This is a genomic window from Undibacterium hunanense, assembly GCF_014284335.1.
Classification (GTDB): domain Bacteria; phylum Pseudomonadota; class Gammaproteobacteria; order Burkholderiales; family Burkholderiaceae_D; genus Undibacterium; species Undibacterium hunanense.
This window is the reverse complement of sequence record NZ_JACOGF010000023.1, coordinates 37,117-59,285: the sequence shown is the minus strand read 5'-3', so window position 1 is coordinate 59,285 and position 22,169 is coordinate 37,117. Positions and strand designations below refer to the sequence as shown.

The 22,169-nt window shown below is 51.5% G+C and carries 19 protein-coding genes and 1 tRNA gene; 13 read left to right on the top strand and 7 right to left on the bottom strand.

The genetic code is table 11. The features are described from left to right. Positions 1 to 277: 277 nt before the first annotated feature. The gene (gene queG, locus H8L32_RS26480; RefSeq protein ID WP_186950869.1) at positions 278 to 1,360 is read right to left on the bottom strand and encodes a tRNA epoxyqueuosine(34) reductase QueG; all 1,083 of its coding nucleotides are present in this window, start codon (positions 1,358 to 1,360) and stop codon (positions 278 to 280) included. A 79-nt stretch (positions 1,361 to 1,439) separates the two neighbouring features. Between queG and tsaE the strand changes: the two genes are divergently transcribed. After that, positions 1,440 to 1,925, top strand: coding sequence for a tRNA (adenosine(37)-N6)-threonylcarbamoyltransferase complex ATPase subunit type 1 TsaE (tsaE, locus tag H8L32_RS26475; RefSeq protein WP_186950868.1), 486 nt, complete (start codon positions 1,440 to 1,442; stop codon positions 1,923 to 1,925). Positions 1,926 to 1,951: 26 nt separating this feature from the next. Further along, positions 1,952 to 3,334 (top strand): N-acetylmuramoyl-L-alanine amidase, encoded by a 1,383-nt coding sequence (locus H8L32_RS26470; protein ID WP_329605235.1) that lies wholly within the window; start codon positions 1,952 to 1,954, stop codon positions 3,332 to 3,334. 16 nt (positions 3,335 to 3,350) lie between these two features. Here H8L32_RS26470 and H8L32_RS26465 read toward each other — a convergent pair whose 3' ends face one another. Next, a complete protein-coding gene (locus H8L32_RS26465) occupies positions 3,351 to 4,676 on the bottom strand; it encodes an aminotransferase-like domain-containing protein (protein ID WP_186950866.1) in 1,326 nt (441 codons plus the stop codon). Between the two features lie 101 nt (positions 4,677 to 4,777). Here H8L32_RS26465 and H8L32_RS26460 point away from each other — a divergent pair, with 101 nt between their 5' ends. Both H8L32_RS26460 and H8L32_RS26455 read left to right on the top strand, forming a co-directional pair. Then, on the top strand, positions 4,778 to 5,401 hold the full coding sequence (locus tag H8L32_RS26460) for a LysE family translocator (protein ID WP_186950865.1): 624 nt from the start codon (positions 4,778 to 4,780) through the stop codon (positions 5,399 to 5,401). A gap of 132 nt (positions 5,402 to 5,533) precedes the next feature. Next, complete coding sequence (locus tag H8L32_RS26455) at positions 5,534 to 6,184, top strand: hypothetical protein (RefSeq protein ID WP_186950864.1); 651 nt, start codon at positions 5,534 to 5,536, stop codon at positions 6,182 to 6,184. A gap of 27 nt (positions 6,185 to 6,211) precedes the next feature. Here H8L32_RS26455 and H8L32_RS26450 read toward each other — a convergent pair whose 3' ends face one another. Both H8L32_RS26450 and H8L32_RS26445 read right to left on the bottom strand, forming a co-directional pair. After that, positions 6,212 to 6,553 carry a hypothetical protein gene (locus tag H8L32_RS26450; protein ID WP_186950863.1) on the bottom strand — a complete coding sequence of 114 codons (342 nt, stop codon included), beginning with the start codon at positions 6,551 to 6,553 and terminating at the stop codon, positions 6,212 to 6,214. Positions 6,554 to 6,605: 52 nt separating this feature from the next. After that, positions 6,606 to 7,253 (bottom strand): VTT domain-containing protein, encoded by a 648-nt coding sequence (locus H8L32_RS26445; RefSeq protein WP_186950862.1) that lies wholly within the window; start codon positions 7,251 to 7,253, stop codon positions 6,606 to 6,608. 84 nt (positions 7,254 to 7,337) lie between these two features. Between H8L32_RS26445 and mutL the strand changes: the two genes are divergently transcribed. The 4 genes from mutL to H8L32_RS26425 all read left to right on the top strand — a co-directional run bounded on the left by mutL (position 7,338) and on the right by H8L32_RS26425 (position 11,808). Beyond that, positions 7,338 to 9,269 (top strand): DNA mismatch repair endonuclease MutL, encoded by a 1,932-nt coding sequence (gene mutL, locus H8L32_RS26440; protein ID WP_186950861.1) that lies wholly within the window; start codon positions 7,338 to 7,340, stop codon positions 9,267 to 9,269. Positions 9,270 to 9,312: 43 nt separating this feature from the next. Continuing rightward, positions 9,313 to 10,533, top strand: coding sequence for a multidrug effflux MFS transporter (locus H8L32_RS26435; protein WP_186950860.1), 1,221 nt, complete (start codon positions 9,313 to 9,315; stop codon positions 10,531 to 10,533). Next, a complete protein-coding gene (miaA, locus tag H8L32_RS26430; protein WP_186950859.1) occupies positions 10,530 to 11,480 on the top strand; it encodes a tRNA (adenosine(37)-N6)-dimethylallyltransferase MiaA in 951 nt (316 codons plus the stop codon). Before H8L32_RS26435 ends, miaA begins: the two co-directional genes overlap by 4 nt. A 251-nt stretch (positions 11,481 to 11,731) precedes the next feature. Continuing rightward, positions 11,732 to 11,808, top strand: a tRNA-Met gene (locus tag H8L32_RS26425). 368 nt (positions 11,809 to 12,176) lie between these two features. On the opposite strand, the gene H8L32_RS26420 is transcribed toward H8L32_RS26425, so the two are convergent. From H8L32_RS26420 to H8L32_RS26410, 3 genes are read right to left on the bottom strand one after another with little or no spacing between them, the layout of a single operon-like run. Beyond that, entirely contained in the window at positions 12,177 to 13,118 is a 942-nt protein-coding gene (locus H8L32_RS26420; RefSeq protein WP_186950858.1) for a hypothetical protein, read from the bottom strand. Between the two features lie 3 nt (positions 13,119 to 13,121). Continuing rightward, positions 13,122 to 14,450, bottom strand: coding sequence for an AAA family ATPase (locus H8L32_RS26415; RefSeq protein WP_186950857.1), 1,329 nt, complete (start codon positions 14,448 to 14,450; stop codon positions 13,122 to 13,124). Then, on the bottom strand, positions 14,447 to 15,574 hold the full coding sequence (locus H8L32_RS26410; RefSeq protein WP_186950856.1) for a DUF262 domain-containing protein: 1,128 nt from the start codon (positions 15,572 to 15,574) through the stop codon (positions 14,447 to 14,449). The genes H8L32_RS26415 and H8L32_RS26410 overlap by 4 nt, the downstream gene beginning before the upstream one ends. A 611-nt stretch (positions 15,575 to 16,185) precedes the next feature. On the opposite strand from H8L32_RS26410, the gene H8L32_RS26405 reads away from it, so the two are divergent. From H8L32_RS26405 to H8L32_RS26385, 5 genes are all read left to right on the top strand, one after another. Beyond that, the gene (locus H8L32_RS26405) at positions 16,186 to 16,491 is read left to right on the top strand and encodes a hypothetical protein (protein WP_186950855.1); all 306 of its coding nucleotides are present in this window, start codon (positions 16,186 to 16,188) and stop codon (positions 16,489 to 16,491) included. A gap of 71 nt (positions 16,492 to 16,562) precedes the next feature. Next, positions 16,563 to 17,072 (top strand): sigma-70 family RNA polymerase sigma factor, encoded by a 510-nt coding sequence (locus H8L32_RS26400; RefSeq protein WP_186950854.1) that lies wholly within the window; start codon positions 16,563 to 16,565, stop codon positions 17,070 to 17,072. A gap of 4 nt (positions 17,073 to 17,076) precedes the next feature. Next, on the top strand, positions 17,077 to 18,102 hold the full coding sequence (locus H8L32_RS26395) for a FecR domain-containing protein (RefSeq protein ID WP_222619511.1): 1,026 nt from the start codon (positions 17,077 to 17,079) through the stop codon (positions 18,100 to 18,102). A 250-nt stretch (positions 18,103 to 18,352) separates the two neighbouring features. Next, the gene (locus H8L32_RS26390) at positions 18,353 to 20,758 is read left to right on the top strand and encodes a TonB-dependent siderophore receptor (protein ID WP_186950852.1); all 2,406 of its coding nucleotides are present in this window, start codon (positions 18,353 to 18,355) and stop codon (positions 20,756 to 20,758) included. A gap of 118 nt (positions 20,759 to 20,876) precedes the next feature. After that, complete coding sequence (locus tag H8L32_RS26385; protein WP_186950851.1) at positions 20,877 to 22,076, top strand: PepSY-associated TM helix domain-containing protein; 1,200 nt, start codon at positions 20,877 to 20,879, stop codon at positions 22,074 to 22,076. The last annotated feature ends 93 nt before the right edge of the window (positions 22,077 to 22,169 follow it).

The window sequence follows — 22,169 nt, the reverse complement described above, 5'->3', positions numbered from 1 at the left end:
TGGCGACGCAAAAGAAAGTATCTCGGCCGCCGGGCCGAGACCCGGCCTGTGTCCACGAAGTGCAATCTTTTAATCAAAGTACGGCACACAAGCAACGTCGCTGGGCTCCAGCCTGCGCTGGAGCGACAATATTATGACTGCCAATGATCGACTGATGCCAGCCTGTCTCTACAACGGGTAATCGCTTGAATAAAGACTCAAGTGTGTAATGAACACCGCTGGAGCGACGAAAATGCGAACACGGTTAATTCGCCATGTAAGCATAGTATTCAATGAACTAGCTCACTACCCCATGCCGCCCCAACGCCCACCCCACATGCTCCCTCACCATCTCCGACGGATGCACCAGGCGCGCCTGCAAGGCTGCAACAATCTCTGCATCGCCCCGCATACTGGACGCTGCATTTCCCAACCCGACTGCAATATTGCGTAACCAGCGTTCATGGCCGATACGTCGTATCGGGCTGCCTTCCAGCATGCGCAGGAACTGTTCTTCGGTCCAGGCAAACAAATGCACCATGCGGGCATTGTCGAGTCCGTTGCGGACGGCGAAGTCGTCCACGGCGGCAGCCTGGGCGAATTTATTCCAGGGGCAGACCAACTGGCAGTCGTCGCAGCCATACACACGGTTACCGATCAGGGGGCGTAGCTCTACCGGTATGCTGCCGTGCAATTCTATGGTCAGGTAAGACACGCACAGGCGCGCATCCACCGTGTAAGGGGCAACAATCGCTTTGGTCGGGCAGACATCAATGCAGGCGCTGCATTGGCCGCAATGCTGGCCCACCGGTTCATCCACTGGCAACGGCAGATCGATCAGGATTTCGCCCAGAAAGAACATGGACCCTGCTTCACGGCTCAACAACAGGCTATGTTTACCACGCCAGCCCAGCCCGGCTTTTGCGGCCAGGGCCACCTCCATGACCGGGGCAGAATCGGTAAATACCCGATAACCAAAGGGGCCTATGGCTTTTTCTATGCGTTCGGCCAGTTGTTGCAGGCGGGTGCGCAAGACCTTGTGGTAGTCGCGCCCGCGTGCATACAAGGATATGACGGCCTTGTCTGCTGCCTGGCCCTGTTCTTCGGCACGCCAGCTTTCCGTTTTAGGCAGATAATTCATGCGGGCAGAAATGACTCTGACGGTGCCGGGCACCAGTTCTGCCGGGCGGGTACGCTTGCTGCCGTGGCTGGCCATGTATGCCATCTCGCCATGGTAACCGGCGTCCAGCCAGTCCTGAAAACTGGATTCGATATGCGACAGATCAACATCGCCGATACGCAGTTCGGCAAAGCCCAGCTCTTTGCCCCACAGGCGTATTTGCCCGGCCAGATCAGCCAGGGCAGCGCTGTCCAGACTCATGAACATGCCCCTGCGGTACACACAGAGTGTGGGTGATGTGCTATGTTTAGCGAATTCATGAATAAGAACTTTGCAGGAAATGTCACATTATAAGACCACACTCGCCAATGAAGCAGCCACCCAGGCCCTGGGTAAATGCCTGGCGCATGCACTGACACCGGGCATGAGCATTTTTTTACATGGCGACCTGGGCGCAGGCAAAACAGCCCTGACACGTGCCATGATCCATGCTGCCGGGCACGCTGGCAATGTCAAAAGCCCGACTTATACCCTGGCCGAACCGTATCAGGTTACGCTGAAGGGGCAAACTGTCACCATCATGCATTTTGACCTGTATCGCATGATCAGTGCAGATGAATTTGCTGAGGCCGGCTTCCGTGACGAGTTTAACGACAGCAATATTTGTGTGGTGGAATGGCCAGAAAAAGCCGATGGCGTGCTGCCCGAACCTGATTTGAATATATTTTTGCGCGTCGCCGGTGACGGTCGTGAGGTAGAATTGCACGCGTTGTCTGCCAAAGGTGTCGCATGTCTCGCATTACTCAAGTTTGCCCCGAATCTGTAAGCGCTGTTAGTACGGTAAGCACTACTGTGCATTCCCAACAACGTCGTGTCCTGCTCAAGGCTGGCGGCACCCTGCTGCTATCCGTGTTTGCGCCCACTGCCAATGCGGCACAAATACTGGCCGTGCGCGTCTGGCCGGCAGAAGACTATACCCGCGTCACGCTGGAAAACGATAGCGAACTGAAAACCAGTCATTTTGTGTTGAAAGACCCGTATCGCCTGTTTGTCGATATCGAAGGTCTGGAACTGAATGCCAAGCTGAAAGAACTGGTTGCCAAGATCAAATCAAATGATCCATACATCAAACAGGTGCGCGTAGGCCAGAACAAGCCGAATGTCGTGCGCCTGGTGTTTGATCTGAAAGAAGAAGTCAGCCCGCAGGTATTTACCCTGCAACCAGTGGGTAATTATAAACACCGCCTGGTATTCGATCTGTACCCAGCCAATCCGCCCGACCCTATTGCTGCAATGATAGAAAAGGGTGAATGGAACAAGGATGGTATTCCTGCACCTGGCACACCAAACGCGGTGGCGAATAACGGCAAGCCAGATACAAGAACCGATACTAAAGCCGATACTAAGGCCGATAGCAAAACAGACAACAAGCCAGACGAAAAAATCGCCGCCAGACCAGAAATCCAGCAGCAAACCGCACCAGAAAAGCCGGCCGAAAAACCTGCTGAAAAGCCGGTACAGCTAACCCGCATGATCACCATCGCCATTGACCCAGGCCATGGTGGAGAAGACCCCGGTGCCATTGGTCGTGGTGGCAGCCGTGAAAAAGACGTGGTTCTGTCGATAGCCAAGCGACTCAAAGCCAAAATTGAGCAGCATCCGAATATGCGTGTCATGCTGACGCGTGATTCGGATTATTTTGTGCCCTTGAATGTCAGGGTACAGAAAGCCCGTGCCGTGCAGGCTGATTTGTTCATGTCGGTACATGCCGATGCCTTTGTCAATTCCAGCGCACGCGGATCATCGGTGTTTGTGTTGTCAGAAAAAGGTGCCAGCTCCACAGCTGCACGCTGGCTGGCAGACAAGGAAAACGCTGCCGATCTGATCGGCGGCGTCAACATCAAAACCCATGACAGACAGTTGGCCAGTGTCTTGCTGGATCTGTCCACAACGGCACAGATCAATGACAGCCTGAAGCTTGGTAAAGTCGTGCTGAATGAAATCGGCGGCATCAACAAGTTGCACAAGGGTTCGGTTGAACAGGCTGGCTTTGCTGTATTAAAAGCGCCGGACATTCCCAGCATATTGATAGAAACTGCCTTTATCTCCAACCCGGAAGAAGAAGCCAAGCTGACCGATGAAGACTATCAGAATCAGTTGGCCGATGCCGTCATGAAGGGTATCAAGAAATATTTCGCCAAGAACCCGCCACTGGCAAAAAACCGCATGACCTGAAGTGATGGTGCCTGGGTTATAGGCAGCACAGACGCTGCACCTTGTGCAGCGCATTCGCCAGTGCTTCCATGGAAATGGAACCCAATGCCAAGCGCAAAGCCTGGGGCGCACTGGTACCGGCAGCAAAGGCATCCGCCGTACTCACCATGACACCCTGCTGCGCCAGGGCAGCAGCAATCTGATCTGCCCGCATCCCATCTGCCAGCGTCAACCACAAATAATACGATGAGGGGTGCGCCCTGATATGGCAACCCTGCAAGATGCGGCGTGCCAGCCGCTGGCGCTGTCTTGCATCCTTGCGTTTTTGCACTTCCAGCTTGTCAACAACACCAGCTTCTATCCACTGGCAGGCAAGGCTGACCATCAATGATGGTGTGTTGCCGGACGATACCCGTATCGCCGTTTCCAATGCCGGTATCAAGGCTGGTGGTGCCACCACCATGCCTATGCGCAAACCAGATGCCACGCTTTTTGATAAACCAGATACATATACAGTCTGCGCCGGGGCATAGGTGAACACTGGTCTGGGCGCTGGTTCTGCCAGGAAAGCATAGGCAGCATCTTCAATAATCAGAAACCGATACCGCGCTGCCAGCTGCGCCAGCTTCTTGCGTTCGGCATCCGACATGACCGACCCCATGGGGTTGTGCATACTGGGCATTACATAGACCGCACGCACCGGTCGCCGCCTGCATAGCGCTGCCAGTGCCGTCAGATCAAGTTTGTCGTCATGCAAGGGCAATGCCTCGACATCCAGCCTGGCCTGTTGCGCCAGTATTTTCATTCCCGGAAAGCTCACCGCATCCATCACCAGAATATCGCCCGGCATCAGCAAACCCAGCACGCTGATTGCCAGCCCCTGCTGTGCGCCGTTGACGATCAGGACCTGTTCCGCCGGTACCCGCAAACCACGGTTACGCAAATGCCTGGCCATGGTATGCCTTTCATGCATGCGACCGCCTTGCGGTGCTGAATGCAGCAAGGCATCCAGGTCACCTGAACTGGCCATGCTACGCAAGCCTTCTCGCAACAATTCGTCCTGTCCGGGCAGGGTTGGGTAATTGAAGACCAGATCAATGCTCCCGGCCTGCAGGGTTTGTTGTTCCAGCCCCAGACCGCGCGGCAGTGTGGTATCGCGTACAAATGTACCCCGCCCCATTTCACAGGCAACCAGACCACGCGCTTCCAGTTCAGCATAGACACGCGATGCCGTCGCCAGGGCAATGCCCTGTTGCTGCATCAGTTTTCGCAGTGTGGGTAACTGTGTACCGGGGCGCAGACTGCCATTGCCTATGCGCAGGGCAAAATCATCGACGATGGATTTATAACGCGCCAGAGCCATGGAAAGTATCTAGAACAATTTTTTTACTGTATTAAGTCACAAGACTACACTGCGTTTTTATTTCTGGCAATCATGGCCAGTCTCATTTCCAGGATGCGCTAATGATCAGCCTCAGCACGCTTGCTACCTTTAGTCTTGCGGTTTTATTTTTACTGTGTTCACCTGGCCCCAACATGGCCTTTGTCATGACTTGCGGCGTGCAATATGGTGTGCGTGGTGGCGTCGCTGCTGCGCTGGGCATAGGTGCTGCCGACATCGTACTGACAGTACTGACGGCCAGCGGCATTACTGCCGTCATTACAGCCTGGCCACCGTCGTTTGATCTGTTGCGTTATGCCGGGGCGCTGTATTTATTGTGGCTGGCCTACAAGGCCTTGCGTCGTCCTGCGATGGTGATGCAGGCCAGTGTGGCCGCATTTTCCTTGCGAACGGTATTTGTACAATCCAGCCTGAACAGTCTGTTCAATCCCAAAGCCTGGTTATTCTTCATGGTGTTTTTGCCGCAATTTGTGGATACACAAAACGGCATGGTAGTGCAACAACTGCTGTTGCTGGGATTGGTACTGACGCTGATCAGCAGCCTGTTCCACGCATTGCTGGGCAGCTTTGGCCATGTCATGCGCGGTGTACTGGTAAGGCATGCGTACGCAGCAAGACTGCAAGCCTGGCTGCTGGCGACGGTGCTGGTAACCTTGGCGCTTCGCTTGATGCTGATGACGCGCTAACGCCCACCGACTATCGGCTGTCGAGGTGGAATTGGCGAGGCTGAATTGTCGGTATGTTATGATTTGTTGGCAATCCATCCACTCTCCAACAATGGGCAGGCCAAGGCACTGCCACCGCAACAGGACACCAGCATGGCAATTAAAAGTATTTTGAATGTGACCGCAGCAGCAGGCGTCAAACTGTCCACGCGCATCATCGCTTACACCGCCTTTGGCATCGTCTTCAACCTGTTTTTGCTGATTTTCTTTTCCAGCTCTGCTGGCAGAAACAGCAGTGCCGTACCCTGGGTACTGTTATTGCTGATGGCCCTGGCATCACCCGTGGTGTATTTCATCATGGGAAAAAAACAGGGTACGGCCACCGCCCTGCATTTTATTATGGATGAACATGGTGATGACCTGAGCCGTTTTGTCGTCGGCAAACTGGCAGATACTTATCCGCAGTTGCTGGACAGCACCCAGGCCAAAGGTGGCGCCATTCATGAAAAGCTGAGCGCCGTGATTACCAGTATCAGCCAGCAATCAACGATCAACAAGGCGATTTTCGACAAGCTGCTTGAAAAGTTTGACTTCATTTCCATCGTCACCCGCGTGATGGAAAAAACGTCTACTGAAGGCGCAACCACGCAGGACGAAAAAGTGGATCGCATCGCCAGTGCGTTAAAGTCAGAAATTAATGTAGGTACCCTGAAACCAGACATGCGCCAGACCCAGATACTGGTGGCAGGCAATGCCGGCGTGGCACTGGTGTGTGCGTGGGTATTGCCGGTAATTTTCAGATAAGTACAAACAAATGCCAGTAATCTGTATTCAGGTTTGATCTTCTGACAGGGCACCGTTGGCAGCAAGGGCGTCCGAATCACAGGCTGTACCTGCTGCTATCCAGCGCCTGACGCGCTTGGCAAACCAGGCTTGCCAGCTTGTCGGTAGCCAGCGCAAATACGTCGCGGGCTGTACCAACATACCGCAGCGGTATTGCTGTACGTCGGCATGCCATTCCAGCGCAAGGCAACTGCCGCGTAACTGCCATAAAAAGACCCTTGCCACCGGGCAGGGTTCTGCCGCACAACAAACACCACAACCATTGCAAGGCTGGCCCAATAAGGGCTTCATCGGGGCATTGGCCTGCAACCAGATGATGGTGGAATCCATTACATCATGCCCCTAGCGAAGTGAAGCTACAGTCAAGCAAAAGTAAAACAGATTAGCTGGTTTTGCGCGTGCTCTGAAACAGCTTCCACAATGCACCCAGCACAACAGGTACCACGGCAGCACCAACACCGATCAGGACAATCGCGTTCAGGTGATCGCGTATGAACGGGATGTTACCAAAGAAATAACCAGACAGCACCACGCTGAATACCCACAGCAAGGCTCCCAGCACGTTATATAGCTGGAAGGTTTTGTGTGTCATGTCCGAGATACCTGCCACAAATGGCGCGAAAGTACGGACCAGTGGAATGAAGCGCGCCAGCACCACGGTTTTGCCGCCATGTTTTTCATAGAATTCATGGGTCTTCATCAGCGCCTTGCGATCTATCCAGCGATAGTCTTTTTCCAGCACCTTGTGACCGATCATACTGCCTATCCAGTAATTGATAGAGTTACCAGTAATCGAAGCGATCACCAGCAAAGTGATCAATAACCATACATTCATCGACCCGGTGGCACAAAATGTACCGGCAATAAACAGCAGGGAATCCCCCGGCAGGAAAGGGAAGATCACAAATGCCGTTTCGCAAAACACGATGGCAAACAACACAAAATAAACAAGGGTGCCATATTGCTGAATGACAGTGCCCAGCATTTTATCGACATGCAGAATCATGTCGAGGAGTTGCATAAAATCCATTATTATCCCAGGGTCAATACGAAGCCGCCGCAATCATACACCAGACCGCAATGTCTGAGACGCACTGACAGGTATAATCATGTCATGAATTCTAACTCTGCTACTTATCGCCCCATACTGGCACTGCCGGACAATCTGATTTCCCAGATCGCCGCAGGCGAAGTTGTGGAAAGGCCGTCTGCCGTTGTCAAAGAGATATTGGAAAACGCCCTTGATGCCGGTGCCAGCAATATCGTCATCCGTCTTGAAGAAGGCGGCGTCAAGCGTATTGCCATTACCGACAATGGCCGTGGCATCCCGCCAGACCAGTTGACGCTGGCGGTGGCCCGCCATGCCACCTCCAAAATCGCCAGTCTGGATGAACTCGAACATGTGGCTACCCTGGGTTTCCGTGGCGAAGCTTTAGCCTCCATCGCTTCGGTATCATTGCTGACGCTGACCACCCGCACGGCCGATGCCCCACATGCCTGGCAAATAGAAAACGGCAAGGTCTCACCTGCATCCGGCGCACAAGGCACGACCGTGGATGTGCAAGACCTGTATTACAACACCCCGGCCAGACGAAAGTTTTTAAAGTCGGAACAGACAGAATTTGGACATTGCGCAGAAATCGTGCGCCGCATTGCCCTGGCAAGGCCCGATGTTTCGTTTTCATTAAGCCATAATGGCAAGGCCGTCGACCACTGGAATGTCAGCGCCATCGACAAGCGCAGCGCGCAGATATTGGGCGAAGCGTTCTCAAATGCCCGCCTGTCGCTCGATGAAAGTGCTGGCCCCTTGCGCATACATGGTTTTGTTGGCTTGCCAACAGCATCCAAGGCACGCGCCGATGCCCAATTCTTTTACGTCAATGGCCGTTTTGTACGCGACAAGTTGCTGACCCATGCCGTGCGCGCTGCGTATCAAGACGTTTTGCACGGCGATCGTTATCCATCCTATGTATTGGGGCTGGATCTGGACCCGGCGCTGGTGGATGTGAACGTGCATCCATCCAAGATAGAAGTACGCTTCCGTGATAGCCGGTCCGTGCATCAGTTTGTGTTTCATGCAGTCAGCCGGGCACTGGCGCACACATCGGCGACCTCATTTGGCACTGTCCCCGGCCCCATGTCTGCTGGCTCTGGCATCGCAACGCCATCCGGCACAGGAAATGCGTGGGTATCCGGCGAACAAACCACTTTTTCAGCACAATTTGCCAATCCATCGCCCTATGCCGGTGGCGGAGGTGGAAACAATGGCAGCGGCTACGGCAATGCGTACCAAAATCCCTACCGCCCTCAGCCAAATGGTAACGTCACACAAAGTATGGAAAGCTATGGCGCTTTCTTTCGTCCCAATGCAAATGGCACAGGCGTCAATGAGACAGGGGCCAACTACGCAGGGGCCAATTTCGCACCCGCCAATCAAGTTGCCAACAGCCTGCCGGATGACGACTACCCATTAGGCTTCGCCCTCGCCCAATTGCATGGCGTCTATGTACTGGCACAAAACAGCAAGGGCCTGGTACTGGTCGACATGCATGCCGCCCATGAACGCATTTTGTACGAGCAGCTAAAAAATGCTCTCGATGAAAACAGCATGCCAGTGCAACCCATGCTGATACCCGTGACCTTCTTTGCGGATGCGATTGAAGTCGGTACTGTGGAAGAACATCAGGATACGCTCAAGGCCCTGGGCTTTGACATGGCCGCCATCTCCCCAACTACCCTGGCGGTGCGCGCCGTGCCTGCCCTGTTGAAGAATGCCGATGCCCAGTCACTGGCCAGAGATGTCTTGCGTGAAGTGCGCGAATTTGGTGGGTCACGCGTGTTGATAGACAGACGCAATGAATTGCTGGGCACCCTGGCCTGCCATACCGCCGTGCGCGCCAACCGCAGCCTGACCGTACCTGAAATGAATGCCCTGCTGCGCCAGATGGAACAGACAGAACGTTCAGACCAGTGCAACCATGGCCGGCCAACCTGGGTACAACTAGGCTTGAATGATCTCGACAAAATGTTCTTGCGTGGTCAGTAACAAGCATGGCCCCGTGACTCCATGACCAACACCCTGCCACACCATGACTGAACCAGCCCAGGCCATACCCGGCTTTCAGGCAGCGCCGCTATTTTTTCTGATAGCGGTCTTCCTGATGCTGCAACCGCTGTCCACCGACCTGTACCTGGCATCCCTGCCCAGCCTGGCCACGGTGTTTGCCGTGCCGGCATCCACCGTGCAACTGACGCTGTCATTGTTTGTGGCAGGCTTTGGTGGCGCGCAACTGGTGATAGGCCCGTTGTCTGACCGGTATGGCCGTCGCCCTGTCGTCATCGCGGGCCTGAGCCTGTATTTACTGGCCAGCCTGCTGTGTGGCGCATCACAAAGCATAGGCATGCTGATCTTTGCGCGCTTCTTGCAGGCACTGGGTTGCTGCTCTGCCGTCATCATCGCCCGGGCTATCGTGCGCGATGCCTATGCGCCGCAAGACAGTGTCAGGGTTATTTCCAAGGCCAGCAGTTGGGTATCCGCCGCGCCCTTGCTGGGGCCTATACTGGGATCATTTTTGCAGGTGCACCTGGGCTGGCGCGCCGCCTTTGTGGTGCATGCCCTGCTGGCGACAGCACTGCTGATCATGGTCATTGCCCGCCTGCCAGAAACCAATTTATACAAAGACCCCAAAGCCACTGAGCTGTCTGGGCTGGCCCGCAATTACCGCATCGTGCTGGGCTCGCCGCTGTTTTGGGCCTATGCCTTGCCGGGGGCCTTGTCGTATGGGTCCATCTTTGTGTTTATCTCTGGCGCATCGTTTGTATTGATCAAGGTGCTGGCCCTGCCCACTGGCTGGTTTGGTTATTGTTTTGCTTTTGGCGTTTCAGGTTACTTAAGTGGCACCGTGGTGTGCCGTCGCCTGCATGCGCGCTTTGGCACCAAACTCACCTTGCGCATAGGCAGCAGCCTGTCTTTGGCTGCGGGCGCAATTTTCCTGGCCATGGTACTGGCAGGCATGCAGCACTGGGCCATGATACCGCCCGTCATGTTCATGACCATGGGCGCACATGGTATCAACTTCCCTATTTCGCAATCCAATTCTGTCTCGCCTTTTCCGCAACAGGCTGGCACTGCTGCGGGGCTGATGGGCGCGCTGTACATGCTGGTGGCCTTTATCGTTGGCACCATCGTTGGTGGCACACATAATGGCACGGTCTACCCGCTGGCCATTATCGCCTGCAGCATGGGCAGCCTGATCTTTATCGCGGCACGCGTCTTACCCGCCATGATCCCGGCAGAACACACCGTATGAATACCACCACTACCCTGACGAACAAAGTCATAGCCATCATGGGGCCTACCGCCTCAGGCAAAACCGCCGCCGCGCTGGAAATTGCGCGCCACTATCCGGCAGAAATCATCTCCGTTGATTCTGCCCTGGTGTACCGCGACATGAACATAGGCACAGCCAAACCCAGCGCCGAAGAACTGGCCGCCGTACCACACCACCTGATCGACATCATCGACCCCGCAGAATCCTATTCCGTCGCCCAGTTTCGCAAAGACACGCAAAGACTGGTCAGCGACATACAGGCCAGGGGCAAGCTGCCCCTGCTGGTGGGTGGCACCATGATGTATTTCAAAGCCCTGATGGATGGCCTGGACGACCTGCCCGGTGCCGACCCCGCCATACGTACAGAACTGGATGCCGAAGCCGCCCGCATAGGCATAAGCGGCCTGCACGCAAGACTGGCAACGCTAGACCCGGAAACCGCAGCAAGGCTAAAGCCACAAGACAGCCAGCGCATACAACGCGCACTGGAAATCATCGCCATCACCGGCCAGCCCATGTCCGCCCTGCTGGCCAAACAGGAACGCGCCGCCCCACCGTTCGACATGCACGCCATCTCACTGGAACCATCCGACCGCAGCGTGCTACACCAACGCATCGCCCTGCGTTTTGACACCATGCTCAAGCAAGGTTTTATTGATGAAGTAAAAGCGCTCAAACAAAGACCAGACCTGCACGCCAACCTGCCATCCATACGCTGCGTAGGTTACCGCCAGGCATGGGATTATCTGGATGGACAAACCACCCTGGCAGAAATGCGCGAGCTAGGCATCATCGCCACCCGCCAACTGGCCAAACGCCAGGTCACCTGGTTAAGATCCATGCCAAACCGCATCATCATCGACTGCCTGGCAGCCGACGCCCAGGCGCAGATCATGGCCAGTGTGCGGCAGGCGTTGACAATATAAGCCAGCACCACACCTTCGCAATACAGACACTAAACCGCCAAAAACCCGCTACTAAATAACCACTAAAAAAGCCACTAAAAAGTCACCAACGCAGCCAAAGCCAGGCAACAAGCCCCACCCAACGCCAGGCAGAAACCCGACAAAACTGCAAAAACCATTGCTTTTTATGCCAAAACGGGAGAGACTTCCAGCAAAATAAGGCCCAAAGTATTGACACCCCAAGTCCAAACTGACATAATCGCAGGCTTCTTGGTGATATAGCTCAGTTGGTTAGAGCACAGCACTCATAATGCTGGGGTCGGTGGTTCAAGTCCACCTATCACCACCAGAATTTTCTGGCAGAGCGATCTGCTGGATACAAAAAACCCGCTTTTAGCCTTGTGCTTGAGCGGGGTTTTTGTTTAATTCAATCTTATATCGTCTATCTACATCCAATACTTTTGCATCCATCCTTAAATCCATGGATGGAAGCTATTAACCTCATGGACGAAAAATGTCTAAACTTGCCAAACCAATCTCAAATATCTAGATCAAACGCGCAAAACCTGGGGATAAAGCCTTACACGCCGGCAAATGGTGGAGGCATACATCTAGAGATAATGCTTATAGAATAAAAATTGGCGTCTGAGTTATATAATATAGAAGTTGCAACGCTTCGCGAACCTCCCAGCTTTGGCCTGCCTTCCAGCCTACAAATTAGAGTGGCAAATGTGGTCCTATATAACCAATCTCAATCGTATGGTCAGTAAAATTTGGAAATAAATGAATTCGCCCTGAACTGCCAAAGCGGGCATGCCACTCAAATAATTGACTAACACCATGTTGATTTTTGAAATAACGAAATCTTGCTAAACTGGGGTTGTTCATGGTTTTATTGCTTTCTTGCGTCACTTTCCGCCCCCACGCCAGTGCATGATTCTGATGCCAGTTTTTTGCTGTAATATTCAAATCACTTAAACACCCCTTAATTGTTTCAAATTGGTTTTCACCAATATCCGCTATTTGCCTCTCGACATCAAGTCCAAACAAAAGCGAGGGGAATACTTCGGCGCGTTTTTCCCAAAATGTCGCGCTAGTCAATTGATGAGATGCTTGCACTTCATATCTGGAAATAATTCCTTCTGCTTGCTTTGTTCCCGCCAAGTTATCAATTATTTCAGACACATCCTCGACACTACCATCACACAATAATTCCTTAAATCTGATGGTTAGCTGATCGCGCTCCCACTCAGTGACAGTTGGCAAAGAAATTGCAATCGCACATTGAATTGCGCATAAGACAAGCGCATTAGTATCAGTCGTAATCTCCATCGCAGGCTCGCATCCTAAGAATCGGTCTTTAACATCGTCGGGAAGACCATAAAGCAGAGGTGCTTTAGTTGCAAGCCCCATCCAGAAACGAGCCTCTGCTTTAGTGTTTGGATTACGTATTAAAATCACCAACAATGAATAGAGTGATTCGTCACCAGCCACTTTAATTTCAGGCATTTCACGCGGCAATCTTAGTCGTTGACTCAAGCCTAATTTCGCAATTAATGCAATCATGCCTTGCGCCATGTTCACCAATGACGTTTTTGCCTTTTCAACTGTCCAAGAAGCGGGAGTAAGCGACGCCTCGTTGAAGATCATTTCGCGCATCGCTTATCCTTTAGTTTTGGGTGCCAATAGCTCAATCAAATTTTCATCGTGTTGATCAAAAAATCCGGCTGGCCAATTATCAAGTCTGCCATCGTCGCTTATATTGGGGCTAGTTACTTTCGCCATTGCACCTTCACGTTCAAAGTAGTGGAAAGCAGCGTGAGCCGCTGCTAATCTCCCTATGCCTCCTTGACGGATATCAATTCGCGCACCATCCATAATATGGTCACTATGCGTTTCCATGATCACTTGCACACCCGCAGCAGCAGTACGAGCAGCTAATTGCCCAAGCCGTGTTTGACCTCGTGGATGCATATGAGCTTCAGGATTTTCTAACAAAACCATAGCACCTTTTTCGGCCGACAACAGTGCTACTATGACTGGCAACACGTAACTCAGCCCAAAACCGACATTGGTGGCACGAAATGCACGTGTCTTTATATCACCAGGCCGATCAAACTCAAACCCACTCAGTACCGAATCAGCCTTTCTAATTGCCTCAATCGACAGATGGCTACCGGGGCTTATTTCTTGCAGCCACGCATCTACTTGGGCTTCGAGACTACGAGGAATTTCTGGTTTAGAGAACAAGCGAGGATCATCGTGGTCAAGTAGAATTTTCTTCCCATATTCGAGCAAAAAATGCAATACATACTCGCCATGCAAGCCAAGATTTTCCCCCCTAACATGTGTCTCAGACAGTGGGAGCATTTTACGTGGACCAAAACGCTCTGCAAAAACATAGTGAAATTGCCCTCCAAATGGTGATATTGCCTCACGTTCGACGGCTTTTATCCATTGATCTTGCGCCTGAAGCTGTGAAATGCCCTGCCAAAGTAATCCCTGTTCTTCGGTGCTTGCAATAATTTTTAGGGTAGCTAAACTGGCCGGATCCTGAATTAACTCCTGCACCGTTTCAAAATGCGACGATGAAAGTATGTTTTTCATCTCACGGTTAACTGCTATATCAGGTAAGATTGAAGTAAGCCGATCTGACTTCTGGTCATAGGAATACCAAAAATCTATCGCAATTTTCGAAGACATGCCAGCTTCGGTTTTAGTATACGCGTTTAAGCCAATTCCAACTTGGTCAGCGTCTGCCCCCTCAAATAAAACATCGTAACCTGTACCAAGTTCGGTCAACTCACCATTCAGTGCCAAACGACCCGTTTTTAAGTCTCCACTAAGCCATGATTGCCGCATTAATAAAATACTTTGAATAACACTGCTTTTACCCATGCCATTCAAACCCGTCAACAACGTGAACATCCCCAATGGCAATGAGAGTTGTTTGAAGCATTTAAAATTGGCAAGTCGAATTTCAGAAATCATTTTAGTGTCTCTTTAATTAGTTGTTCGACCCTGGAAAAACGTATTTCAACTCGAGTGGAAGCTGCGGTTGACGATGAAATTGAAGTATTAAATTCATCATCTTCCATTAGGTGTTTGAAACTATCGATCAGTATGTCTTTTTTTAAAATCAAATCTGCCTGTTGCTCTGGCGCGCAATGAGCCAAATTAACACTCCAAGTTTCAAATAATGCTTTGTTAATGGGTTTTCTACGGCCATCCATTTGCGGCTTACGAAAAGTGTCACCGCCAAAAATAGCGCGCGAACAATCCATTGCTTGTCTGAATTTCTTATCGAGATCACCCCTTTCTGCTTCTGAAAGGGTATTTAATTCACGCATTGTTTGTGTCAAAAATTTATCCAAACCATCATTTTTACTCGCATACTCTTGCCAAGGATGTAAATAAAAGGCAAAGAACCGCAATACCATCTCTTGCGCCTGCATGCGCGTGTCATTTACTGGATTTGTTGTGGCTGTTGAAAATTCTCTTGCCTTGGCAACTTCTTGCAAAAACTCCCGAACCACGCCTTTGTTCAATGCATTTCGAATTTCTTGTGCTGTCAACTCCATACCACCAGTATTAATTCGCTTGAAAATATTGATCATTACCTCCTCAGGAGTACCATCTTGGATTAAATTCATAATCAATTGAGTCTCCTCAATCCGGCGTTGCAAGGGCCGCGGTAATTGTTCAAAGGTCGATCCATTTAATTTCGTCAGATACTCCAAGTCTTGCAAGACAAATACATTTTTTACGAAATCATAAATAGTCGTCATCCTTTGAATACCGTCAACCACCGACCAACGATCTTCGCCATCCGATGCCACATAAAATACTGGCAAAGGAATTTTTAATAACAATGATTCGATCAATCTGCTTTTACGGCCGATATCCCACAATCTAGCTTTGCGTTGAAAGGCCGGTGCCAAGTCAATTTCTTTAAAATCAATACGTTTGATAATGCCATCAATTAGCGCCGGGATCGTATTAACTTTAATTTTATCCGGGTCAAATGGACGAGTAATGCCTAAATTAGGGTCATCAATTTCAACCTCAACGTCTGCGGCGGTGCCGTTCTGGACAATTTCTGGAAGGTCAGTCATAGGATTGGGAGCTGAGGTTAGCGGTAGACTACTGGCTGCAATTTGATATTATTTTTTACAAGTATTAGGTTTTTGAGTCTAACAGAAAACACCTGTTATTTCCTTTCGAGGTCATATTATTAGGAGTGTTTTCGTCACAGCTTAGTGAAGAAAAGGAACGTGCAACGATTTGCTAGGTAAGTTGACAAACAAAATACTCGAAAGTGCATATTATTTTGTCATACGCTGGAAGGCCGACCAGGAGAAATGGGGAGTGCCCTCTGACAATATAAAAATAGTGAATAATTTTGTCTTCGAGCTATATGTGACACCTCGCGAAGCGTTGACAGGGTTATAGGTAAGTCAGCCATCGAGTGGCGAATGTCCTTTATTAGAATGCAGACCTGATCACAAGCACGGAAACCAACATTGGAAGATGCCATACCACAAGCACCAACCCGGCAAGGCTAGAGAACGTTGCAAGTGCACACTCTCCTTGCACGGAAATCGAGAAATCTTTTTTCACCAAATCGCCATAGACATGCTCAAACTGGCATATTTCTGGCTGAAATTAAAACCAACAACAGGCGTCGATGAGAGTCTGTAAAAATACTGTGTACGTTCTCCTGGTCATGAGCCAATCTTGGCGCACTACGTTGATGTCCAGTTTTCCATTTTGCGTATCAGCTCAAGCACCGCCACTCATCGCATTGACGTTTTACCTTCGTGTCTATGGTTTCTTGCTATTCGACGTAACGACGTTGATTTTCCCCGATGATAATTTCGTTGAAATCAAATGTGGCTTGGTCGGCAAGCTGTATCAACAAGCATCTTTTGATCTGAAAACTGGTATTGCGGCGGCAACCTCTGAAGTCTGCAATATCCATCCCCTATGCATTACTTTCCTGCCCAAGACAAAAATTGCACACTCGCAATAACATGCGCTAAAATGAGAATAATTCTCATTAACGTTTAATTGGTGCCTGGCACCTTGTTTGAAAACAGTGTCATGTCAGTCAACGATTTCAGCTTGCGGCAGCAAATGCATATTCTCTACAGTGACCATCAAGGTTGGCTGCAGACGTGGCTGCGCCGCAGGTTGGGGGATTCATTCGAAGCGGCAGATCTGACACAGGACACTTTTGTCAGCATACTCAAGAATGAGCAGGCGGCAGATATTCTTGAACCGCGACCCTTTCTTGCCACAATTGCGCGCAGGTTGATGGCGCACCGCCACAGGCGGCAACTGCTGGAATCTGCCTATCTGGATGCCCTGTCTGCCTTGCCTGAGCCGGTTGCAGCCTCGCCTGAATTGCAGTTACTGGCACTTGAGGCCTTGCAACAGATCGATATGGCTTTGGATGGCTTGCCACCAGCAGTGAAAGAAGCTTTTCTTCTGGCGCATCTGGAAGAGTTGAGTTACGCAGAAATTGCCGAGCGTCTGAAGGTCTCAAGCAGTTCGGTCAAGCAATATCTTACCCGCGCCAACCGGCAATGCCTTTTTGCACTGGCCGCCTGACATGATGTCATCTCAGGCCAATGCCATTACACCAGCGCCCATCATTGTGGGCGGCAAACCACTTGACCCAGGCATTGCCGATCAGGCGTCCGAATGGTTGACGCTGCATATGTCAGGAGAAATGACGGAGGCTGACAATCAGCGCTGGCAGGCATGGCGCGACGCACACCCCGACCACAATCGCGCATGGCAACATATTGAAGGCGTAATGGGGCGTTTTGGCAAGCTGCAGGCAAGCGCTGCTTACAAAAGCCTGTCACCATATGCAGCTGAAACAATGGCGGATAGCGATACCCATGCAAGCCGTCGTAAAGCCATGAAAATTTTGCTGTACCTGGGTGGTACCGGCGTAGCTGGCCTGTTTACGTCACAAACGCAAACCTGGCAACAACTGGCAGCCGATTACCATACCGGTGTTGGTGAAAAACGCGAAATAAGTCTTGCAGATGGCACCCGCATCACGCTCAATACCGCAAGCAGCATCAATGTAAGCTTTGATGGCAAACGCCGCCTGGTGCGTCTGGTGGCTGGTGAAATCATGATAGTTACAGGTCACATCAACGCCAATGAACGACCGTTCGTGATAGCTAGCAACGATGGCAACATTTGTGCGCTTGGCACACAATTTACGGTGCGCCAATATGAGGACCACACAGCGGTTACAGTGCTGGAACATGCAGTAGAAATTACCCCTGAGGGAACACCAGGTTCTTCGCAGGTAGTAAGGACTGGCCAGGGTGTATCCTTTACCCGGCATGGCTTTGGCAAGCTCAAATCCACTGATGAGCAGGCTGCGGCCTGGGTGCGTGGCCAGATCATTGCAGATGATATGCGGCTGGCTGACTTTGTGGCGGATCTGGGCCGATACCGGAAAGGTGTATTGAGATGTGATCCAGCCGTAGCTGATTTACGGCTTTCTGCCGTGTTGCCACTCAAAGATGTTGAAAGCATCCTCAACATGCTACCCAATTCCCTGCCGGTCAAAGTGATGTCGTTTACCCGCTTTTGGGTGACGATAGCACCTGCCTGATGATACTTTTTCAGTTCCCTCTATGAGGAAATTATCTTTTTTTACCCCTGATAATCATTTCTCTGAAAAATAATCCAATTTCTTCTGCCCGATTTCATTTCTCGCGGCACCTAACAAGTGAACGCTTTATTTTTAGCCATTAACTTGAGAGAAGACCATGCAGTCCAGGGAAATTACAATGCCATGTCCGCATAGCAAACGGACACAATTTAAACAGGCCTATACATCGCATAGCATCAAGACGAAAGGTATGGCAAAGGCGATTGCATCGGCAATTGCCGCCATGGCTGTTATTGCCGGCAGTGTACCCGGCAGCGCCATGGCACAAGCGAATGTTGCAAGGCAAGAACAGACCGTACGACAGGCCTACCACATTTCAGCAGGAGCACTTGCACCTGCATTGCGTCATCTTGCCAGCGTGGCAGAAGTACCGCTGACTTTTACGGCAGATCAGACTGACGGCAAAACCACGGCAGGCATCAACGGCCAATACACTGCGCAAGAAGCCTTTGCACTACTGCTGCGTGGTACAGGCTTGCAGTCTGTTCGCCTGGAGAATGGTGGTTATGTATTGCGGCCTCAAGCGGTTGCTCCTGAAAATGCCGCTGCCAGCCCGGCATCCGCACTGCCAGATGTGCAAGTGAGCGCATCTGCCGATAAAGAAAAAGCCTGGGGCCCGGTGTATGGCTATGTTGCCAAACGCAGCGCAAGCGCAACCAAAACTGATACTTTGCTGGTCGAGACACCACAATCCATATCGGTAGTCACCAGTGACCAGATACAGGCCCAGGCTTCGAAATCCATTCGCGATGTCATCGGCTACACACCGGGTGTGGGCGCGCAAACCAACGGTTACCGGGATACCGATAATCTGATACTGCGTGGCTTTCAAATAGATAATTCGAGCATACGCCGTGATGGCTTGCGTTCGCCCAGCAATACCTTCACCGGCACACAAGAACCCTATGGACTGGAACGTGTAGATATCTTGCGTGGTGCAGCATCCTTGCTATATGGCGCGACAGAGCCGGGTGGCCTGATCAATCTGGTTACCAAACGCCCATCAGCGGAGACCTGGCACGAAGCTGGCCTGGAGGTAGGTAGCTATAACCGGGTAGAAGCAACCGCCGACCTGAGCGGCAGCCTGAATGAAGAAGGCAGCCTGTCTTACCGGCTGACCCTGCTCAATCGCAAGAGTGATAGCTTCATTGACTTTGTACCCAATGACAGGCTCTATATTGCCCCCGCGCTGAACTGGAAAATTGCTGATTCTACGCAACTGACCTTACTTACCCACTACCAGGAAAGCAAGCTGAACCGTCAATGGGGCCTGCCACCGGAAGGTTCTTTGCTACCAAATAAAAATGGTGTTCTGCCCAGGGGACTGAGCATAGGCGAGCCACTGGATAACAGAAAAGATATACACAAATCTGCCACCTTGTTGTTGGAGCATCAATTCAACGAACAAAATAAAATCAATCTGTCACTGCGACGCAATCAGGTTGATCTGGATTGGAATTATGCTGGCAGAGACAGCCTTCAGGATGATCAGCGCACCCTGACCCGTTATTTTGCAAGGCGCATGGAAAAAGTAACGGCATGGACCTTCGATGCCAACCTGCAATCACAGATCAGGACAGGTTCTATCGACCACCAATTGACACTGGGTGTGGATGGCAGTTCTTCCGATGCGCAACGTACCCGCCGGTATGCGTTGATCGCGCCGCTGGATCTGTTCAAACCCGTCTACGGCGCAAAACCATATGGCGATGACGGTAAAGATGGTTACCGCGAGAACACCCGTGCCCTGGGCCTGTATCTGCAAGACCAGATCAAAATTGATCAGCGCTGGGTACTGTTGCTGGGCGCGCGTCATGACAGTGTGAAGATTGATCAGTCAGACTATTTTGAACCTGCATGGAACATGGACAAAACCACGTCCACTACTGGTCGGGCAGGCCTGGTATACCTGGCTGAAAATGGCCTGGCACCCTTCATCAGTTTCAGCCAATCCTTCCAGCCCATAGGTGGTACCGACAGACTGGGTGCGCGCTTCAAACCCACCAAGGGCGAGCAATATGAATTCGGTGTACGTTACCAGCCTGCTGGCAGCAATACCCTGCTGTCTGCAGCAATGTATCAACTGACTCAAAGCAATGTACAGGTACCCGACCCGGCAGACCCGGATAACTATTCAATACAAACCGGTGAAATCCGCGCGCGTGGCCTTGAACTGGAAGCCAAAAGCGACCTGACCCGTAACCTGCAACTGATTGCCGCCTACACCTATACCGATGCCAAGACCACCAAAGCGGGACCGACCCAGCCAGATGTCGTCGGTCAGCGCCAGGCAAACACCCCAACGCATCAATTCTCTGCCTGGGCCGATTATCAGTTTGCCGATTTGGGCGTCCCCAAACTGAAACTGGGTATGGGCATGCGTTATGTGGGCAAGGCCCTGGCATCGAATGCACCATATGAAGTCCCGGCGTTTCATGTGTTTGATGCTGGTGTGAGCTACGACGTGGACAAATGGCGTTTCAAATTGAATGTCAAAAATCTGACAGATAAATCGTATATCGTCGAATGCGGTAATGGCTATTGCAACTACGGCGACCCACGGCAAGTGACGCTTTCTGCACAATACCGCTGGTGAAGACGGCAGCAGCAGCTTAGACACATGCACACCAGCACACCAACGTATCGACCTGACCATTTCTGTGTCTACCTTAAAGCTACCCAGCCTCCCCAGACAGCACAAGTTGCGACCCACCATGGTAATTGTCCATCGGTGGGTAGGGCTGGTGCTGGCTGGCTTTTTAATTCTGTCTGGCTTGACTGGCAGCCTGCTGGCGTGGAACACGGAGTTGGAGACCATGCTGAATCCCCAGCTATTTCTGGCAGCGCCACCGACAGAACATGCAGCGATGCTGGATCCGTTGACACTGCGGCAGCAAGTGATGCAACACTATCCTGCGGCTGATATACCGTATGTGCCACTGTTTACCCAGACAGGGCACGCCACATTATTTTTTCTGGCACCGCGTGCTGGTCAAGTTCAGGAATTGCCCAATGAATTGCCCAATGACCAGATTTTCGTCAACCCCTACACGGGCCACATTTTGGGTCAACGCAAGTTTGGTGACATCGCACAGGGCAAGAAAAATCTCATGCCTTTCATTTACCGCTTACATCGTTCACTGGCATTGGGCAAAGCGGGCAGCTATGTGTTTGGAATCATCGCCCTGCTATGGACGCTGGATTGTTTCGTCGGTGCTTACCTGAGCTTGCCACCGCCGTCGCGTCAGGTAAATGGAAAATCCTGGTTGCGTCGCTGGTATCCAGCCTGGAAATTGCGCTGGAATGCAGGAAACTACAAACTGAACTTTGACCTGCACCGGGCCGGTGGTTTGTGGTTATGGGCAATGCTGTTCATCCTGGCCTGGAGCGGCGTCGCCTTTAATCTCCAGCAAGTGTATGCACCAGTCATGCATGCAGTGTTTTCTCACCAGCCTGGTGATGACATCATGCCTGCACTGGATAAAGCACAACCGGAACCAGGTATCAGCTGGACGCAAGCGCGCAACAATGGACGCACGCTGATGCGTCAGCAAGCTGTAAACAATGGCTTCGACATCAGTCGTGAAGATTCACTTTACTATGATGCTGACAAAGCGGTCTTTCGCTATGACGTACTCAGCAGCGCTGACATACGCACCGTTTCTGGTGGTAGCAGTATCTGGTTTGACGCCAATACCGGCGCATTCCGTGCGCTCTGGTTGCCCACGGGTGCCGCCAGTGGCGATACGCTCTCGACCTGGCTTACCAGCCTGCACATGGCTGCCTTATGGGGCATACCGTTCAAGTTACTTATCTGCCTGATGGGTATCGCGCTTACAGGTTTGAGTGCTACCGGCGTTTTCATCTGGGCACGAAAACGCCGCGCACGGCTGGCGGGAACTCAACGACAATAACCGATCAATACAAACACTCTCGCACGTCAGATTACCGTTTTTAATCTTTAGTACAAGTTCGTTTGTTATCTAGTTTGTTATCTAGAATGAAGA

Bases quoted from the DNA above. Each gene is read 5' to 3' on its own strand.
- queG (WP_186950869.1), bottom strand. From the start codon at position 1,360: ATGAGTCTGGACAGCGCTGCCCTGGCTGATCTGGCCGGGCAAATACGC.
- tsaE (WP_186950868.1), top strand. From the start codon at position 1,440: ATGTCACATTATAAGACCACACTCGCCAATGAAGCAGCCACCCAGGCC.
- H8L32_RS26465 (WP_186950866.1), bottom strand. From the start codon at position 4,676: ATGGCTCTGGCGCGTTATAAATCCATCGTCGATGATTTTGCCCTGCGC.
- H8L32_RS26460 (WP_186950865.1), top strand. From the start codon at position 4,778: ATGATCAGCCTCAGCACGCTTGCTACCTTTAGTCTTGCGGTTTTATTT.
- H8L32_RS26455 (WP_186950864.1), top strand. From the start codon at position 5,534: ATGGCAATTAAAAGTATTTTGAATGTGACCGCAGCAGCAGGCGTCAAA.
- H8L32_RS26450 (WP_186950863.1), bottom strand. From the start codon at position 6,553: ATGGATTCCACCATCATCTGGTTGCAGGCCAATGCCCCGATGAAGCCC.
- H8L32_RS26445 (WP_186950862.1), bottom strand. From the start codon at position 7,253: ATGGATTTTATGCAACTCCTCGACATGATTCTGCATGTCGATAAAATG.
- mutL (WP_186950861.1), top strand. From the start codon at position 7,338: ATGAATTCTAACTCTGCTACTTATCGCCCCATACTGGCACTGCCGGAC.
- H8L32_RS26435 (WP_186950860.1), top strand. From the start codon at position 9,313: ATGACTGAACCAGCCCAGGCCATACCCGGCTTTCAGGCAGCGCCGCTA.
- miaA (WP_186950859.1), top strand. From the start codon at position 10,530: ATGAATACCACCACTACCCTGACGAACAAAGTCATAGCCATCATGGGG.
- H8L32_RS26420 (WP_186950858.1), bottom strand. From the start codon at position 13,118: ATGCGCGAAATGATCTTCAACGAGGCGTCGCTTACTCCCGCTTCTTGG.
- H8L32_RS26415 (WP_186950857.1), bottom strand. From the start codon at position 14,450: ATGATTTCTGAAATTCGACTTGCCAATTTTAAATGCTTCAAACAACTC.
- H8L32_RS26410 (WP_186950856.1), bottom strand. From the start codon at position 15,574: ATGACTGACCTTCCAGAAATTGTCCAGAACGGCACCGCCGCAGACGTT.
- H8L32_RS26405 (WP_186950855.1), top strand. From the start codon at position 16,186: ATGAGCCAATCTTGGCGCACTACGTTGATGTCCAGTTTTCCATTTTGC.
- H8L32_RS26400 (WP_186950854.1), top strand. From the start codon at position 16,563: ATGTCAGTCAACGATTTCAGCTTGCGGCAGCAAATGCATATTCTCTAC.
- H8L32_RS26395 (WP_222619511.1), top strand. From the start codon at position 17,077: ATGTCATCTCAGGCCAATGCCATTACACCAGCGCCCATCATTGTGGGC.
- H8L32_RS26390 (WP_186950852.1), top strand. From the start codon at position 18,353: ATGGCAAAGGCGATTGCATCGGCAATTGCCGCCATGGCTGTTATTGCC.
- H8L32_RS26385 (WP_186950851.1), top strand. From the start codon at position 20,877: ATGGTAATTGTCCATCGGTGGGTAGGGCTGGTGCTGGCTGGCTTTTTA.